The following is an 18,391-nucleotide window of genomic DNA, read 5'->3' as shown; positions in this document are numbered from 1 at the left end:
AATGGCTTTTGTCTTGATTAATATACGGAGATATACTGTTCACGTTCCCAAGGGTGGACTTGTGTACGGAATAGATTTTATGGAAACGAATGTTCGTTTCTAATCGATAAACCCGCATAAACATAAGGGCGCTTTGTTAAATAAACTGCCCTTCTTTTAAATATTTTTGGTCTTTTTTTGGTCCAAAGAATTAAACTTCTATCAAATAATGGGTGGTTACCCTTTATTTAAACTTACATCATGCCGCCCATTCTCTTATTTTACGAAATACTTATAAATAGATGTTAAAAACCTTTATATAATTGGTATTTAACATTACAGTGCGAGCTTATTGTTAAATAAGGTATCTGTATTCATAATTAATATCCAGTCAAAATCCAGTCATAAATAGTATATTATGAATAACTTGGTAAGTCATAGCGAGTTATCTTGCTAGGTAAAATCATTTGCCGTTATGATATTTTATCTTTGTTAATATGTTGTTTATTTCATCCAGTCTTCCCCGAGTTTGATCAGAATTTCTAATTGCTGCCGCACTAATAATGTAGTCAGCTACGACCATTGCTGTAATAGGGGAGTTATGAAAGGCTATACTACTTGAATCACAAGTAAGAATATAATCAGCATACTCTACAATCGGGGCTGAATAATTATCTGTAATAGCAATAACTTTAATATTCCGCTCTTTTGCAACCTTTACGAATTCAATGATACGTTGAGCATACCTAGGAAAGCTAGTAGCAATAATTAAATCAGTGGATTTCATATTTATCATATCATCAATCCAGTCACTCATATCAGCCATTACTAAGTTACAATTTCCTAATGAACGATTCAAACCGTGAGTCAGATACTGCCCAACTGGAAGACCACTACGGACACTTGTACAATAAATCCGATTAGCCACCAATATCTCATCAATAATGGTATCCAGGTATTCAGCGGAAATTAAATCAAACATATTTTCAATTTGATTCAAATGCTTGCTGACTGTATGCCCCCAAAGATCATCTTCGTTCATGTTTTTCAGATTCGTTTCTAAACGGGTATGGGGAGCTGTTCTATTACGGAGTATAGCCTGAAGCCCTTTCTGAAATTGAGAATACCCTGTATAACCCAAAGTAAAAGTTAATCTCATAATTGTTGTAGTGCTGGTTCCAACTTTGCGTGCTAATTGATCGACGGTCAGAAAAGCAACCTCCGAAGGGTTTTGTAAAATATAATCAGCAACTTTGCGTTGCGTAGTTGTGAGTTCAGAAATTTTCTCTTTTAAATTAACCAAAGGATTATCCATTGTTTTCTCTCCATTAATTTATAGTCTTAATAACTACTGCTATTTTCACTTACGATATTAATATTTTTCATATATTATTACTTTAACACTATACATATTGCCCCTCAAAATTTATTCCTTTTCTTTTCCTGTTTTCACTGAACCTGCGAATATAATAATACCAATCACATAAAATACTCCAGTAATTCCGCCTACATTTGCTACGACACCCAAAAAAGCCGGCATAATAACTTGTGCAAACTTATTGATACATAACCTTAAACCTAACCCTTTCCCTACCTGATCAGATGGTAGATTACTTATAGTAGCTGATATTGATAATGGTTGACCAATACCCAAACAAATACCAAGTATAAATGAAATAACGAGGAATAAAGTCACATGTTCTAATAATGGATAAGTCATATAAAGAATAGCAACCGCCAGGATTGAAAAAGAAATTACTTTTCGTTGGTGCCATTTTTGAGCAATAATTGGAAGGACAAACCTAATTAACACACCTGCACCAGCATTTATGGAAATAATTATCCCTATTAAAACATTTGATATACCTTTTTCATTAGCAAGTAAAGGAAAATAAGCAATAAACATATCTTTTGCAATTAGCACCAAAGCACTTACTAGAAAAGCATATCTCAAATTCCGTTGTGTCAATAATTCAAGTACAGTCTTATCTATATCTTTTCCCTTAATATTTTTATCGCTATAACCTTTTATTTGTAAGAGAAGAACTAAAATAATTGAAAACAAAGACAAAATTCCTAATATAAAAAATGTAAAAGCATACCCTTTTTGCTGAGAGAGTATGCCACTGAATAGAGGGCCGAAAAAACTTCCAACTGCTACCCCTATACTAAATATAAAAATATGAAAATCTCGTTTTTCTCTCTTTTCAAAGCGTCCTGTGAAAGTCTGCATGGCTATAACGAATATCATTTGCGAGATACCCGTCAATACTTGGGAAATATAGATCCCAGATAAATTTGACGATAGATACGGACATATTAGCCCCACGCCCCCTAAGCCTATGCTGTACAAAAGAGGACTCTTCGGGCCGATTTTATCTATTATATTACCTATAGGTAGTGAAAGAAACAAAGGTAAAAAGGAAAACATGGCAACGATTAAACCGATGTCAGTGTTTGTCGCCCCAATATTGTTAGCAAACAATGGAATAAGTGGACGGCTCCCAGCAATACTGAACATAAAACAGGCAGTGCTTAGTAAGGTTAAATATACTTTTTTATCCTTTTTCATAGAATTTTCGCCACCATGTATATTTTGTGCCTTCAAATCTTAAACGGTTTTATAAAAGAGCGTTTTTTTAATCCCAGTACTTTCCGAAAATGTTTATCCTTATAACCCACAAAAACATAGTTTAGCGTTAAAAGGAGAAACATCATAGGTATCTTTTTGCTATCCGAATATTCGTAAGTGCTCCTAATGCACCTTGTATTAAATTGGTCAAATATTTTTGAAGCCTGAGCATCCCACAACGTTAATTCATTGCGGTTAAAGTAATTAATTTGATTTTGTACAAAATCCTCTTCCTCTTGAAGCAGAGATTCCCGAATATATTTGACGAGTAAGCCATTTTCTCCCTTATTATTTTCCTCTAGGAAAAATTGGATGAAGTCTTTATATCTCATCCGATCGAAAAATGAAAATAAGTGATCCGATGTTAAATCCTTAAAATTATCAGGTTTTATAGATAGGTTTTTCACTAAATATCCTTCCTTTTCATAATTCACACCTGCGTTTTTAAAAAGTTGCTGTAATTCTTCGGTATGAGTTTTACATTATTATCCTTCTATTATTAGTTTGACTTTTTAAGTTTTCGTGATCCAATTAAATCTCTTACAAATGGAGTGAAAAACGATATAACAGCTAAAACTAAAAATACTAAAGTAATTGGGCGAGTGACAAAAATGCTCATCTCTCCGCCACCTTGCAAAAGAGCTTGTCTAAAACTTTCTTCCGCAATAGGACCTAGAATTAGAGCAAGAACTATTGGAGTTGTCGGAACATTTATCTGCCTGAACAAATATCCAATAAACCCAAAGATCAACATGATCCATATATCAAAATAACTATTGTGAATCGCATATGCACCTATAATGCTTAACATTAAAATGATAGGGCCTAATATTCTAGAAGGAACCTTTAGAACAGCTGCAAAATACTTCGTAAACGCTAAACCAAACACCATAAATAAAATATTAGTAACTAGTAAACTTATAAACAATGAATAAACTACATCTCCATTTTCTTCAAAAAGCATAGGTCCTGGACGCAACCCATGTATTAATAGGCCACCGATCAAAATAGCTGTTACTGTATTACCAGGTATTCCTAATGTAAGCAGTGGAATAAGAGCTCCTCCTGTTACTGCGTTATTTGCAGCTTCTGGGGCAGCTACTCCTCCTATTTCACCTTTTCCAAAATTCTTCGGGTTTTTAGACCAACGCATCGCTTCGTTATAAGCTACAAAAGCTGCTGGATCTCCCCCTATCCCCGGGATAATACCTATAAACGTTCCTATTAAAGAAGAACGAGAAATATTTGGTAATAATTTGAGAGTTTCTCCAAATGTCACACGTGAATTAGACGAAACATCTTCTACGGTCGCATCTTTGTCTTTCCCAGCATTCTTTATCAAAACAAACGATTGTGAGGCAGAAAATAATCCAATTAGGACCGGTATCAGCGAAAATCCTCCATTTAATTCTGGTTCCCCTAGCGTATACCTTGGATAACCGACAATTGGATCTAGTCCAACGGTAGCTATTAAAATTCCAAAAACACCAGCCATCAACCCTTTAATCGGGTTTTTTCCTCCTAAACTTGATACTACAGATATTCCAAAAATGGCAACAGCAAAATATTCGGCTGCACCAAAACGTAAAGCTTGATCTGCCAAAAATGGAGCAGTGGTGGAAAGAATAATTGCACTAATGATTCCCCCCAGCCCAGAAGCTACTGCTGATACACCCAATACTCTTCCGCTCTCGCCTTTTTGGGATAAAGGATAGCCATCTAATACCGTTGCTGCTCCGGCTGGTGTACCTGGAGTATTTAAAAGGATAGCTGAAATAGAACCTCCATATACAGAGGCACAATAAATAGCTGCAAGTAATATGATTCCAGTTGCAGGGTCCATTGTAAAAGTAAAAGGGATGATGATTGCTATAGACATAGTGGAACTCATACCTGGTAGACACCCCATAATAATTCCAAAAACGGTACCGAATAATATGGCAGAAAGATTAGTTAATGTAAACACATCAGACACTGCATTCATCCACAGATCCATAAAGACTCTCCTTTAGAACAAATTTGCCAAAACGCCTTGCGGTATAGGAACGCCTAATAGAAATTGAAATATAATAGTGATTGCTATTGTAGTCCCTAGGGAGATTGTTATTAATTTAGTAATGAACCTATAATTAATAGCCCATAATAGAGCAGCCAAAAAGATTGGAGTGGTTAACAAGAAACCCAATCTATTCATAATTAACAAATATACAATTAATAGAAGTGCTGAATAAAAGACTTTTTTCTCATATATTTGCGGCTTTGCTACTTCATCCTCCTCATCGTCTTTTTCGCGATTAGGTTTCAAAATTGTATCAACAATTAATAATATAGAAAGTAACAGTAAAGCAAGAGCAAAAAACTGTGGCCACTGGCTAGCATCCTCTGAAAACGCGTTCCCCCAAAAATAAAAGAGAAGCGCTAAAGCTGCCATGGTGAGCGCAAATATATAATTAGATTTTTGCATAAAAGCTCCCCCTAATATTCTTCTAAAAATATGACCTCTACCACTATTAGATAGAGGTCATATCCTTTAATTATTCACCATTGTACTGCTCATATTGATTATTCATAAGCTCTTTGAGCTCTTCTCCATTTCGAAAACGAGTGACCATTCCCTGATTCTCCATTGCTTCTTGAAAGTCTTCTTCATTAAATGCTTTCTCTAATGCATCAGTTAAATAGTTTGAAATTTCTTCGTCCGTGTCCTTAGGTGCCACCAGACCTCTCCATGATTCGTCCGTGATGCCTTCATAACCTATATCAGCCGTAGTGGGGATATCTGGGTATTCGTCCGAACTCTCTTCACTGAACACGAGTACGGGCTTCAAATTACCTTCTTGTACTTGACCTTCTGCTTCGGAAAAGCTACTCATTGCCGCATCATCATGACCGCCTGCTGCAGAACTAACAGCTCGCGCTGCACCATCATACGGCACAGTCTGAGCGTCCAACCCTTCCGCTTCTATTAAGTCTTTTGCTGCAAAGGTGTCAGATGCTTGTGCTCCAGATGTTCCAATCGTTACTTCTCCTGGATTTTCTTTAGCGTAGGACACGAAAGATTCATAGTCATCATAGGGAGCACCTTCCGGGATGTATAGATAGGAAGCATCACTGACTACTTGGCCTATTGGCACAAAGTCTTCATGTGTATAGCCAGTCTTACTGAATATAGGGTTTGTGATTACAGAGTTTGTGGCTAACAACAGGGTATAACCGTCTGGTTCTGCTGAAGCAACTGCTTGTTGCCCTGCGGTGCCACCTCCGCCTTCTCGGTTTTCTACAACAATATCCACACCGGCATGTTCTTCCATGTTCTGGGCTATAAGCCTTGCGGTAGTTGTAGCAGCTCCTCCGGCGGCAAAGGGAACAACTATTTTAATCTCTTTTTCAGGATAATTACTAGCCTCTCCTTTAGAAGAACTAGAATTTTGACTACAGGCACTTAAAGTAAGAATACCTACAATAAGCATCATAAGAATTCCTTTTTTATTTAAAAGTCCCACTATTAATTTCCCCTCTCTCCTTGGATAGTTCATTTACAACCAACTTCCAGTTATCAGGCGTCTTATTATTGAATTTTTCTTTAAGTCCAAATGTTGTAAGTTCTTCCAATTTATCTTTCGTTGCCTTTGCCATCATAGGTACCTCGCCATTTTCTTCAACAAAGGAAATAACGTTTTCCATTTCTACTAGACGTCTTCCAGAATGAATAGCACTACCAGTTATCAAACGGTTCATGATTTCTTCGAAAGGTTTTTCATCCATCGTCCTCCCCAATGATTCAATTATAGTGTCTTCTAGACCTAACTTATTTGATAATTGTATAACTTCCAATAGCAGCATAGAAAGTCCTTTAGTATAAATGCTTCGAATGAATTTGATATTTGTTGCATCCCCTGTTTTATCACTTATTTTTTCGATATTCATCTGGTAGGGCTTCATGATTTCTATAAATTTATCCGTCCCATTTCCGCTCGCAAAAATAGGAACTTTGTGCTGATGCACAGGAAGTGGTCCCATTAATGCACCATCTACCAGGTAGTGATTTTCCTTCATTAATTTTTTGTAAATATCGTATTTAACAGAGGCTCCTGCTGTCGATACATCAACATAAATAGTTTCTGACTGAAAATAATCACTTATTTGTTCCCATGCTGAGTATGCATGCTGAGCAGGTACGGCAGTGATTAAAACATCCAATTCTTGCTCTGCCACTTTTTCAGGAATTGAGAACAGTCTTATGCCGGATTGCTGTGCTCTCTCTTGTACACTATGATCTTCATATAATGGATCAAAGGCACATATATCCTTCACCCCTGCTTCTTTAAAACCTTTTGACATTTCATAACTTACTTCTCCAAATCCTATAAATCCTATTCTCATCTACATAACTCCTATCCAATCTGTATACAGGATTACCACCTTAAACATGAATGCGTTTACAATTTTATTGTGCTTTTCAACTACTCCAAATCTCCGTTAGCCATTAAACTTAGACATTTCACTTTCAAGCCAATTTGGAGCGATGTCTGAAGTGTTATGTTTTCCTAATTGAAAAGCATCTATCTTTTCAAGTCTGTTTTGTTCATAAGTGAGTTTTTTCTCACTCATATCTAGCACTTCGTTTATGCTTTCTCGAGGTACAACTACTACTCCATTCGCATCACCAGCAACTAAATCACCAGGATGAACGGTTGCATTGCCACAAGAAATAACATTATTTATTTTTCCGGGACCATCTTTATAAGGGCCGCTAGGGATATATCCTTTCGCAAATATAGGAAAATTCAGTCTTTTTAGCTCATTTTTATCCCTTACCAAACCGTTTACCACGATACCCTCAATTTCCATAGCTTTTGCTGCATTTGCCATTAAATCTCCTAAATAGGCATTTTCCGTATGGTCTTTTCCATCCACTACTAAGACATAACCTTTAGATCCCATGTAAATAGCCTGGTGTAAAAAAAGGTTATCTCCGGGTCTAAGTTCTACTGTCAACGCCGTACCCACTACAACCATATCATCGGATACAGGTTTAATATTAAAATTCATCGATCCGTTACCGTTCATCGCATCAGCAAGAAGTGTAGTATTTAATTTTTTTACTCGTTTCGTTACTTCATCAGATAGAAGTGGAGCATTTTCAATCAATATTAAACCCTCCTTTCAATGTAATAAATATTATTACATATAATGTTTATGTAATAATTATTACATTTATACTAGCATGAAAAAATATGTCTTGTAAACATTTTTTTGAAACGCTTTCATAGTTAGAAATTTACAACACAAAAAAATATCCCTTAAGATTGGTTACCTTAAGGGATATTTTAGCTATTATAGAATTTCTAAAAGAAAAGTCTCTAATATCCTTCATAAACATATTAATAAAGGATATGTAATCCCTGCTCTGTCAGCGCCTCTTCCGGTGGAAGGAGTATTTTTATACACTCTTTCACTCTAAACAGCACTTTAATCTTTAGGAAAAATGGCGCCCATGGATTCACCAAAGAAAATAGCATAAAAAAATGTCTAAATAATATGTGAACACAAGCTTCCTTTAGTCTTAGCTATTTAATAAGACTAAATAGAAATGACAAATAATGAGACAGAGTATGTCATTGAGTATGTCATTTACGGTTTAGTTTGGCGAAAATTTCATTCCCCTAACCTTTGCCACAACCACTAGGACAAGAACTATTATTGGTCACCCATTTTTTTCATAGCCAATAGATGAAGTGCATTTACTATTTGAGAAGGTTGTGCAAGTCCTGGAATCTCAGCGTAGTCTTTAAAGATGCCCGCTAGACCATGTTCGAGTTCACCGAAAATAAACACCACTCTAAACTGTTTCTTCTGATCTAAACTGTTTCTTCTGAAATATATGTGTAATCAGGATTAATTTGGTGGTTATATAGTCTCTTGGTATTTTTCCTTCTAATTCTGTAACCTTTGGAAGTTCAAATTGGAAATTATTTGGAACTATATTTATAAATTATATTCATCCTCAAGGCTCGGACCATGTACATAAGTAGCCATAAATCGAATCGAGAAAGTGCTCCTTCTTCTATAGATCCAAATGGCATTTCAGGCTAATCATTGAGAAAATCTATGACCCCATGCATTTTCAAATTCCTTCATCTACACTTCGACTTGGGGAAGTAAATATCTTCTTTAATATGGAAAAAGAATGGTACACTTAGAGCATCCATTACTCTTTTTCCTAAAGTTTTTCGGGGACTTGAGTCAATGATAATTGATTAAGAAGGGGAGTAAAGCGATGCACTGTAGAAAAAGAGTCGCTCATATCATCGCGTTTTTGTACTTTTTGCTTGTAGGATGCTCTAATAGCTTGCCAACTGAAACAATGTCCGGTAAGGAGCGTTCAGGCGCATCAGTTAAGACAGTTCCGAAAGAAGATATAGCGGGTGTGGATATAAGTAAATATTTCCCCTCCGTCTCGACCCAAAATATATATGCTATTCTCGATGGTACAACTGGCTCGAACATCACTGAGACATTCATTGAAGCTGAGGAGATAAATAATGTCAAGGAACGCGCTGTGGAAAGCAGAACAAAAATAAGCGGAGAACACAAAGGGACTACAACGGACTACTATACAGTCAGTCAAACAAAGATCGCTGAGCGTGATGGGTATATTATTATAAAGAATGCACCTGCTTGGGAATCTCAAGGATTAGATTTTTATATTACGGATACCGATAAAACAGTAGAGGTATATAGCGGTTTGTATGACGATTGCATAGAAGTTTCCAGGATCGATCCAGATACCGGATTCAGGGCGGTATTCACATACGCGCCTAAGGTCGGATTGCTTAAGATGTCAAAAGTGACAAAAGATGAGGAAGACGTCATCGTGGAATTGTACTATACGAAAACGCTAGTTCAAGAAGATGAAAAAAAGGAAACGAAAGAAAGTGATGAATCAGAAGCGAATGAATCGAACACTGCTTCTGTTACCGATGAAAACGACTATGACCAATTGTTTAAGATGTACTACGAAGATAAGGAAAACTTCATTGGGATGTTAGAAGACGGAATGAATCCTAATGCGGAATCAGACGGAACTTCTATTTTATTTAATTTTTCATTTTCTGGCGATATAGAAGCGGTAGAACTGCTACTAGAATATGGCGCTGACCCAAACTCAACGAATTCCTATAATACAACAGCCGTTTCGATTGCTGCGACAAAAGGGCATACCTCGGTCGTACGGGCCTTGTTGGAAGCGGGAGCTGATCCGAATTTGAAAGATGACGGTGGGATGAGCGCTTTATCAGAAGAATTAATCGGTACTGAGATAGGAGATCTATTAGGAGATGCAGGAGCCGTGTTGTATTGAAAAGTATCTACGTTTGAGGAGACGGTTAATATTCAGATTTAAGAGGTAGGGACAAAACTATGAACACCAAAAATTACGAACGATTTCAATGGATTTTTATATACCAGGAAAGAGGTTGAAAATACTATAATCTCAAACAGAAAGTCTATACATACGAGGCTCTTCTGAATGAATTAGGAAAAGAGAGGTTCAAAATTGAGTAAGCGTAAAACAATCCCTTCTCTAATTCATATGGTGGGATTATTTTACGCTTACTTTAAGAATGTCCATAATAAGTTCATTAATGTTGGCTTAACTCTCACCTCATATTTGTCGAACAATCCCCCCCCTATTTTTAAGTATCCAGTGTTCATCCTATGAAAAAAAGCAAAACGATTCAGTTTTATTTTTCATACATGTGAACTACTGTGTTAATGTTTTCACCATTATTTTCTTTATCTTTGATTTTGTCAAAGCCTATTGATGTTAAGGAAATTAAACTCAATACTTCATTTGTAACTTCATAGGTAAAATCATATGACCCCAACATATCTTTTAAACAGTTTAATATTTCACATCTATTCTTAAAAGTCCAGTATGCATATCATTAAATAAGTTCTTATGGAGAAAGTTTACTCGAAATCCCCGAAAGTACAGTACCTTGAACAGTAAAACTTAGTTTGGTTCGTTTTTTCAGTTTTGCCTGGAAAAAAGTCATATTCAAAAGCTTCGCCATTTTCCACTTTTAATCCTCGCACTTTTCGGGGCGGTGTACTGTACTTAAAATGTACATATTTATTGATTATATATTGTCTTTTATCTATTTCTGAGTTTATCAATGATTTTTCTCCTTGTTCTTTTTGCTCTATTTCTCTCACGAACGATTTTGGCAGTCTCTTCCCAAGACCGCGTTTTAAAATTAGTATCTTTTGGCCCTTCACGATACCTCTTCAACAAAGCTTTCTTTTTCTCTTCTTTATTCATCATAATCACCCTCCTCAAACGCTTTATCACTGTATATTTAGACACTTACTCCGACTTACTCCCGCCAACTCACAAAAATATTGAATTAACTGAGGGAATCCATTTTCTCTTCCCACTATTTCTCTGAGATTGTTACTTTTTCTTCTTCGCCTGCCTTCGAGTTCGTCTAGCTTTTTTACGAAATCTAACTCTGCCTCTAGATACGCAATACGCGCTTCTGCTTCCTTCAGTTTGTCTTCAGGAGAAAGATCTATGTGGCCCTTTCCCTTTTGCGTTTTCTTCTACTGCTTTGACTTTAAATTCAGGAGAATAGGTAATGAATCGATCCGAAACCTTGATGACATTAGGGTTGGATTCTAACTCTTTTCTTTGTGATTCAGCAAAAATAATCGTGGCCATGTCTATAACCTCGCTCGGTTAGTTAATTAAATTATAAATGGAGAATCGAGGTCTTAAAACATAAAAACCCCGAGTAAGGGCACTTTTTTATCAGTGTCTATTATTCGGGGTATAGATCAGTTCAATCAAACAAGCTCCTTTTTTATTTTTTACATAAAAAAAATATATACAGTGCATCACATTGTGTATGCTATGAATTAGCAATGTAAGAAACAGCATTACGCTCTATGTGTACTACAATTAATTTATATGATAAGTGCACAGTATATATATTGTAATGCACTGTAAATATATTGCGTTGATTAATAAAACGAATAAATCTGAATTCATTTTAAAAAAGACAAAAAATAATTTTTTTCATAAAAATAGCAATAAAAACCCGTTCGGGACTTTAACCCTAGAGTTTATACCCGTACCGGGCACACAACTATCTCTGTTCAACCAGAATATGGATGAACAGAGGACACCCTCTTCATTTTGAAATTGCTGACCTAATCGATTAGGTACAAGAATCTTTAAATTTTTCTCTCCTTTGTTTACGGAAAAACCTTTTTCTTTCTAGAATGCACAGGAACCTGCTACTTCAGCACCTGGAAACTGAGAATCAATTAACGCAGTATTGCGTTGGGAATATCGGTGGAACTAGCCCATAAAGTCAAGATATTTTTTCCATATCTACCGCAATTGATTGACCTCTACTTTTACCTGTTCAGATGTTTTCTTTCTATAAATTCGTTTAGTCTTCTTACAACGTTCTCTGCACACGTAAATAAATTAGAATTAAACGCAATGCTTTTTAATAACAAAGCAATACTAAACAATGCTCTTTAATATATTAACTTAGCAATGCATTGTATAGGTACGTGTATAGCAATATAATACATTGCTCTTTAATACAAAGCATTGCATCATATACAATGCTTATTTCCCTTTTTAAATCTTACCGTAAAGAGAATATATTGAGCATCGACAAAGTTTAGATTACCAATTAATAAAATGTAATGTTCAAGGAGTTCAGCAGAGATGAGCGTATTTATTTGCCAGTATATTTTATTTCGCATCATATTGCAGTACGTTATATAGTCCATGTATACCAAATATATTGCAACGTGTTGCTCTGTTATCGCAAAGCATTGCAATGTATTAATAGTGTATATACCCTGTATAACTAAGAGTCATTTAATGAGAAAGAAATTCATATTCCATCTATTCTTAAAAGTACAGTATGAATACCATTAAATAAGTTTATATGGAGAAGAGTTTACTCAAAATCCATGGAAGTACAGTACCTTGATCAGTAAAACTTAGCCGGATGAATAACTTAGAAATATTAATCCGCGAAAGTACAGTAGTTTTAGGATAGTGGTTAATCTTGAAAAGTTTGTGGATTGATATTATGAAAAGGTAACTGGAAAGAGGTCGTTGCCTCCTGCAAAAGCAATTAGGCGTTAAACCAAGACCTGGTTTGAATTCCATTATTAAAAAAGGTTGAAAATAGTTGATTTTTGCTAGAAATAGTTATTAAAAAAGCTATTATAATTGGTAAATTTAATAAAATTGTTGCACTTTTTATAAGTTTACTCAGGAGTTAATGTTTTTACTGGTTTAAACAATCATTTTAAGCAAATGGTGAATTTTGATTTTTCCAGATCTAAAAAGGAGGCGAACGCCTCCTTCAGAACTTTATTTTTCAGCTTTTTTGGCCCCATATTTTTCTAAACAGATAGAACCGATAACTGATTTACGGGCAAGGAATGGTAATAATACTGGATCTCTTCTCTTTTCACCCTTCCGGTTTTTCTTGAAACAAAAACCAATTCGATTAGGATTAATAAAATCCTTACTCTCTCCTCCTGTTCTAAATATCTCTAAATGAGTTAACGCATTGTCGTTTAACTTGGTTGCATACTTGGTGTTAGTTTGTCCATTGTATTTGGTCAATTGGGAAAGAGCAAAAATGCATACTTTATACTTTTTCGCTGTTACCATTAGAAAATTGGCAAAATGTTCATAGCATTCTCTATGGTTCATATTTGGAAAACGGGCAGGCGCATTTTGAAAGTTATCGATGTATATGCAATCATATTTTTCAGTAACTACCCCTCGTGTAATTCTTTTCATCAATTTCCCAAGTTCTTCATAGGAAGTATCATCTATTACCAATCGGTCTTGTATGAATGTATTGATACGTTGATTTGCCTCTTGGCGCTTTTTTATTGCTTCGTTTTCATTATGAAAAGCTGCGATTTCCCAATATTGTCTGTCTTTTTCTTTTTCGCTTGATATTATCGATAATATATTTTCAGCAATATCACTTCTTCCCTGCTCTAGTGATATGATAAGCACTTTATATCCGTTTAATGCTTGCATCGTGCTGAATTGAGCAGCCGCCGTCGTTTTGCCACCTCCTGGTTCTGCAGAAAGTATGTGAATGCCTCCGCGGGAGAATCCACCACTTAACGATGTATCTAATTCATTTATATAGGAAGGAACACGACCAGTACCAGGATCATAAATAAAATCTTCCTGTATTATTTCTCCTAGTGTTTTAGATTTATTTTCTTGTACTTCCAGCTTTACTCGTACTACATCTAGCCTTTCCAGTAACTCTATTTTTTCTTGATTACTTTTTGCAACCCCGAAATCATTTAATAGTTTTTCTAACCGTCCCAATATTTTCTTTTCATTTATTTGGTTTTGAACTTCAAGTAACTTATGTAGGTGAAAACGCACGAAATCTTTGGTTCCTTTTTGTGTTATACAGTTATCTTCACCACTAAATTGTTCTTTTTGAAAACTCTTATCATAACGATTTATCTTCGTATTTTCTCTAAGACTCTTCATTGTATAGTAATGTTTCCTGCCTCTTTCACTCAAAAAATCTTCTGGACTTTCTATATCTAAAATCTCTTCATCCAACATATCCAGATTATTGGCAAGGGCCTGTAAGAATTTTTCTTCCTCATTAATATTCAAATAATCATCCTCTCTGACTAAATTAAATTGGTAATTGTACAGGTAGATACTTCCTGCGAAAAGATTCATCTTCCTCTTTTACAAAACTGTAGTAGAAGGTGTTTTCCATCCCGTGATTCTTTTCAATAGAAGGAAATAGAGTATCTGCTAGTCTTTGTGAGAAATTCTGGTAAACAGGACGTAAATCCATTCCTAAATTAGTGGTGACTATTATGAGCCCGCAAAAGTCTCTCACAATTGTTTCAACATATTCTAATATTAAATTAGAGACTTTATTTTTTAACACAATAGAGCCATTCGCATCCAAGTGGCTTTCTACCCCTATATCATCAATTATCAATATTTTTGATTTCTTAATTTGATTAGTTATATCAGCTCGTTCTTTATGAGCATCCTCCATAAAATACTGATTTAATAGTTTTCTAATATCAACAAATGTAAATATGGGTAAGTTTACATCTCTCGCAAAATTGCGCTCAAAGTTGGATTTGATCGCTTCAATAGCAATAGTAGTTGCCAGCTGGCTCTTACCGCTTCCCGGGTATCCTCTAAATACAAATCGTGCTTCATTATCGATCAAATTATTTATAGGTAAATCCTTTGTTACTAAGCCTTTTACAAACTGTTGATTGGTTGCTTCTTCACTTAAGGGATTCTTTAGATTCATCTCCTCCAACTGATTAATTTGTTTAAATAACTTGAAAGGTGCCCCAGAATTTCTAACCAGTTTTTCTAAATTTTCTTCCAATAGACAGTTACAAAGAATGGATCCATTTTCCCCTTGAATCCAACCTCCTTCACATTTACTGCACTTCAAATAACCACCTCCTAAAAATCAAATTTGCTTACCGCTTCATACCTTTCATTTACCTTTTCTGTTATGGTGTTTTTCTTTTTGTGTTTTTCAATTATTTTCGGACTTTTATAATTAGCCCCTAAGGGAATGTCGCTGCCTTGATACTCATTATTTTCTAGTGGATTCCAATAAAATTGATAGGTTGTTGAAAACTCCCCACTTTTTTTATCTCTGTTGAGTGTTCTGTTTAGATACCCGGCCTCAATTAAAGAGTTCATATCTCTTTCAAAAGTTGATGCGGATATTCCAAATACATTCATAATATTAGTTTTACGAATTTTCCACCCCTTAGACTTACCTAGTAGATACATAAGAATTCTTGCTGGTCTTGCTTCAATGCGCTTATCTTCAATAATAAAGTTTGGCACCATTGTAAATGGAACCTCATATTTTTCCGGCTTAATAATTGCATTGAAATCTTTCATAAAACCACTCCTCATATTATAAAAACTTGTAACCAAAAATGGTTACACTAATTGTATTAAGCTTGGCTAAAAGTACTCCTTTCAATTTTTTTAGTTTTTAACTCTGTTAAGTCTGATTGTTGATTTTTGGTATAATGAGGAGAGGTGATTTTATATGAAGAAAGAAGAACAGGAGCTTAAGTATAGCGACGATGATACTCTGAAAAAAGCAATTCGTTTAATTAAAAATGGAAGGAAAGAAAAAGAAGTTCAAGTTAAATTCAATCTGTCAGGCGCTGATATGGATTTGATTGATTTTGTTATTAACGAATATTAGTTCACCTTAGATAAATAAGAGCATATTAACGTTTACCAGTCCCATATTTGATAACCGACCGCCATCAAATATGACGGATATACTTATATGTAAGGTTTAAATATAAAGAAATATAGTATTTATTTAGTCAAACTATTAAAATCTCTCCTCCCTTCGGTCGGTATTTTAAGCGGACTACGTCCGCTCTGGCTATTTATAAAAGGGAAAGGCAGCAATAGCACTTGTGTAAGTTCACGGAATTGATAAGATTCCTGATATTATAGTTAAAGCACCTATTAACATAGAATAAACTTAATAACTGAAAATTGGCCTACTATGTGAGCTTCTAACAAACCAAGCAGACTTACAGCTAGGTAAAAAAGAACCCTAATAAAGGGTCCTTTTCCTACAGTTCCTCAAAACTCACTTAAAAGCTTTAACTTTCCATTCAAGCGATGTAAGTTATTTTCATAATCATATTGATCATATAAATTCTTCTTGTAAATATGAATCATTCCTTCAAGCTCCTTCCGATAACGTTTAACTAATCTATCGCTCATCTTTTCAATGCTTTCTTTCAGTTGCTCTTCCTTCTTATTGGGTTTATATTTATTACCTTCTGCGATATCTGCCTTAGTCCCATAGTATTCATTCAAATTATGATTGTATGAACTATTCTGATACTTGGCTTTATGACTAATAAGCAAATGATATTTATTCATCACTTTTTCAAATAATTTATCGATAGATGTGTTAGTTGGTGAAAGGAGACTCCGTAAATTGGATTGTTCATTGATATTACCCAGCGATATCCACTTGTATTTTGAGCGATTATTAATTTTACCTAAGTAGTGCCACTGATACATATAGTAAAGACTGTATTTTTTACCTTCCTTATTTTTCGTAGTCATTTTTATTGTGTATTGAACAGCCGGCTTAAGATTTTCCCCAGGAAAAAGGGCGTCTCTTAGTAATTTCTTCTCTTCTTTATATATCTTATTAAATGAGTTGAGCATCTTTACCCTTTCAATTTCTTCGTACATACTACAGTTGTATATATCTTTATTGAATTCTAAAAAAATAATAATTCCCCCCCCCCTATATATAAACAAATAATGCCGCGCCGAGAGTATGGTACTTAAGACAGTATCGTTGCTTGAATAAAATATAGTTGAAAATTATTAATAAGGGGGAAAATTGTGAAAAAAGCTTATTTGGCATTTAATCCATGTGTGAAATGGCAGTATATTTTTGCCTATAAATAGACCTTCAACACATACAACCGATGCATAAATTGTTGTAGATTGAAGGTCTTTTGTATTTATAAATTATTTCATTAAAGTCTCCTATACTGGAAGACTGGGTTTCGAGATTTCTTAGAGTAGATCCTGAATTAACTCCCCGTAACTTTAAACCTATTACTTCACAAAGTCAGGGCAAGTAAATGTAGTTTAATGCATATTAGCATCGTACTGTTCATTAACTTTCCGATTCGTGTGCATCGGTAATGATCTTCATCAAAATCTGGACAAGCTCAATATCGCTCAAAGTACTCAGCTACTTCTTCTAAATGTTCCAGTTTGACTAGGTTATAAAAATGCTCTGATGCAGGTACAAAAACACGAAATAAGAATTCTGGAGGTTTATTGCAATTTTGTGTGTAGTTTTTAGCCAATTTGTAAGGATCTTCATATCCCCTGCGTATTACTCCGTTGTCATCTTTGTAGTGGGTATACCAACGTACTAAGTCCCACTCGATTAATGTCACATCATATATGTATTTATACTTTTCAAGACGCCAAAAATTCTTATAAGGATTTTTTAAAATGGTGTTATGATTGTCCTTCAATCGATACCATAAGACCTGTTTGTACGAGTTTTGGTACCAAACTTCCTCCAGTGAAACATCATAGTCAGTTTTAAGTGACTTCACTTTATTGATATAATCTTCTGCTTTCATTATAATCCCCCTCATAATGGTAAATTTCAAAGGCCAACATAAATGACGTTTTTAACTATTACTTCACGCTATCACCTCCTTTGTTATCGATTAATTAATCGACTTTTTTAAAGTTCCTCCAAAAAATTAAAAATTTTTCGTGAAAACTGGCTAAGCACATAATTGGCAGCTACCTAGTCGTATTTTTCAAACTTCGAATGTATATTTTTATATCTTAGTTCCGCTTGCTGCATTAAGCGCCTCTTTGATTGTTAAACCATCTCAAAAGAAATTCCTCTGTTTCTTTTGCTGGGTAATGCCATTTTCCTCCTATTTTCTTTTTAGGGAAATCCTTTTCATAAAAGAAAGTGTTTTGAATTGTTCCCCACGACATACATACGCGACGTTCCAGCTCTTTTGAATCCCAAACGACCAAATCCTGTTTCAAATTTGATAGAGACTCCTCAACCTGTTTCTTGATAAACTCTTTTACTTCTTCCTCATCCATTCTAATATTTAGAATGATGTCCACCGCCTTTTAAATAGTTTTTAGAACACATTTTT

18 protein-coding genes are annotated in these 18,391 nt (G+C 34.9%); 2 read left to right on the top strand and 16 right to left on the bottom strand.

Annotated features, from left to right (window positions below; all coding sequences use genetic code 11):
• Positions 1-442 precede the first annotated feature (442 nt).
• The 8 genes from FHS45_RS05835 to FHS45_RS05800 all read right to left on the bottom strand — a co-directional run bounded on the left by FHS45_RS05835 (position 443) and on the right by FHS45_RS05800 (position 7,762).
• A complete protein-coding gene (locus FHS45_RS05835; RefSeq protein ID WP_062445997.1) occupies positions 443-1,294 on the bottom strand; it encodes a MurR/RpiR family transcriptional regulator in 852 nt (283 codons plus the stop codon).
• A gap of 111 nt (positions 1,295-1,405) precedes the next feature.
• Complete coding sequence (locus tag FHS45_RS05830) at positions 1,406-2,551, bottom strand: MFS transporter (RefSeq protein ID WP_062445996.1); 1,146 nt, start codon at positions 2,549-2,551, stop codon at positions 1,406-1,408.
• Positions 2,552-2,583: 32 nt separating this feature from the next.
• Positions 2,584-3,045, bottom strand: coding sequence for a hypothetical protein (locus tag FHS45_RS05825; RefSeq protein ID WP_166761371.1), 462 nt, complete (start codon positions 3,043-3,045; stop codon positions 2,584-2,586).
• A gap of 65 nt (positions 3,046-3,110) precedes the next feature.
• Complete coding sequence (locus FHS45_RS05820) at positions 3,111-4,607, bottom strand: tripartite tricarboxylate transporter permease (RefSeq protein WP_062445994.1); 1,497 nt, start codon at positions 4,605-4,607, stop codon at positions 3,111-3,113.
• A gap of 12 nt (positions 4,608-4,619) precedes the next feature.
• Positions 4,620-5,075 carry a tripartite tricarboxylate transporter TctB family protein gene (locus tag FHS45_RS05815; protein WP_062445993.1) on the bottom strand — a complete coding sequence of 152 codons (456 nt, stop codon included), beginning with the start codon at positions 5,073-5,075 and terminating at the stop codon, positions 4,620-4,622.
• Positions 5,076-5,145: 70 nt separating this feature from the next.
• Positions 5,146-6,147, bottom strand: coding sequence for a tripartite tricarboxylate transporter substrate binding protein (locus FHS45_RS05810; protein ID WP_082412061.1), 1,002 nt, complete (start codon positions 6,145-6,147; stop codon positions 5,146-5,148).
• A complete protein-coding gene (locus FHS45_RS05805; protein WP_062445991.1) occupies positions 6,098-6,994 on the bottom strand; it encodes a DUF1932 domain-containing protein in 897 nt (298 codons plus the stop codon). The genes FHS45_RS05810 and FHS45_RS05805 overlap by 50 nt, the downstream gene beginning before the upstream one ends.
• Before the next feature lie 96 nt (positions 6,995-7,090).
• Positions 7,091-7,762 (bottom strand): RraA family protein, encoded by a 672-nt coding sequence (locus tag FHS45_RS05800; protein ID WP_148350127.1) that lies wholly within the window; start codon positions 7,760-7,762, stop codon positions 7,091-7,093.
• Between the two features lie 1,129 nt (positions 7,763-8,891).
• Between FHS45_RS05800 and FHS45_RS05795 the strand changes: the two genes are divergently transcribed.
• Positions 8,892-9,974, top strand: coding sequence for an ankyrin repeat domain-containing protein (locus FHS45_RS05795; protein WP_082412060.1), 1,083 nt, complete (start codon positions 8,892-8,894; stop codon positions 9,972-9,974).
• A 795-nt stretch (positions 9,975-10,769) separates the two neighbouring features.
• Here FHS45_RS05795 and FHS45_RS05790 read toward each other — a convergent pair.
• The 5 genes from FHS45_RS05790 to FHS45_RS05765 form a co-directional block, all read right to left on the bottom strand.
• Complete coding sequence (locus tag FHS45_RS05790; RefSeq protein ID WP_166761370.1) at positions 10,770-10,937, bottom strand: hypothetical protein; 168 nt, start codon at positions 10,935-10,937, stop codon at positions 10,770-10,772.
• Between the two features lie 237 nt (positions 10,938-11,174).
• Entirely contained in the window at positions 11,175-11,336 is a 162-nt protein-coding gene (locus tag FHS45_RS05785; RefSeq protein ID WP_157620197.1) for a hypothetical protein, read from the bottom strand.
• A 1,683-nt stretch (positions 11,337-13,019) separates the two neighbouring features.
• Positions 13,020-14,312 carry a DnaB-like helicase C-terminal domain-containing protein gene (locus FHS45_RS05775; protein WP_166761369.1) on the bottom strand — a complete coding sequence of 431 codons (1,293 nt, stop codon included), beginning with the start codon at positions 14,310-14,312 and terminating at the stop codon, positions 13,020-13,022.
• A 22-nt stretch (positions 14,313-14,334) separates the two neighbouring features.
• Complete coding sequence (locus tag FHS45_RS05770; RefSeq protein ID WP_062445987.1) at positions 14,335-15,129, bottom strand: ATP-binding protein; 795 nt, start codon at positions 15,127-15,129, stop codon at positions 14,335-14,337.
• A gap of 11 nt (positions 15,130-15,140) precedes the next feature.
• Positions 15,141-15,593, bottom strand: coding sequence for a helix-turn-helix domain-containing protein (locus tag FHS45_RS05765; RefSeq protein ID WP_062445986.1), 453 nt, complete (start codon positions 15,591-15,593; stop codon positions 15,141-15,143).
• Between the two features lie 154 nt (positions 15,594-15,747).
• Between FHS45_RS05765 and FHS45_RS05760 the strand changes: the two genes are divergently transcribed.
• Positions 15,748-15,909 carry a hypothetical protein gene (locus FHS45_RS05760; RefSeq protein WP_157620194.1) on the top strand — a complete coding sequence of 54 codons (162 nt, stop codon included), beginning with the start codon at positions 15,748-15,750 and terminating at the stop codon, positions 15,907-15,909.
• A 395-nt stretch (positions 15,910-16,304) separates the two neighbouring features.
• On the opposite strand, the gene FHS45_RS05755 is transcribed toward FHS45_RS05760, so the two are convergent.
• From FHS45_RS05755 to FHS45_RS05745, 3 genes are all read right to left on the bottom strand, one after another.
• Positions 16,305-16,931 (bottom strand): hypothetical protein, encoded by a 627-nt coding sequence (locus FHS45_RS05755; RefSeq protein ID WP_148350125.1) that lies wholly within the window; start codon positions 16,929-16,931, stop codon positions 16,305-16,307.
• A gap of 491 nt (positions 16,932-17,422) precedes the next feature.
• Positions 17,423-17,848, bottom strand: a complete 426-nt coding sequence (locus FHS45_RS05750; RefSeq protein ID WP_062445984.1) for a hypothetical protein — start codon at positions 17,846-17,848, stop codon at positions 17,423-17,425.
• Positions 17,849-18,080: 232 nt separating this feature from the next.
• Positions 18,081-18,335, bottom strand: coding sequence for a group-specific protein (locus FHS45_RS05745; protein ID WP_208416264.1), 255 nt, complete (start codon positions 18,333-18,335; stop codon positions 18,081-18,083).
• Positions 18,336-18,391 lie beyond the last annotated feature (56 nt).

Origin of the sequence: Thalassobacillus devorans (assembly GCF_011761345.1) — a bacterium.
Lineage (GTDB): Bacteria > Bacillota > Bacilli > Bacillales > Halobacillaceae > Thalassobacillus > Thalassobacillus devorans.
This window is presented reverse-complemented; position numbering and strand designations above follow the sequence as displayed.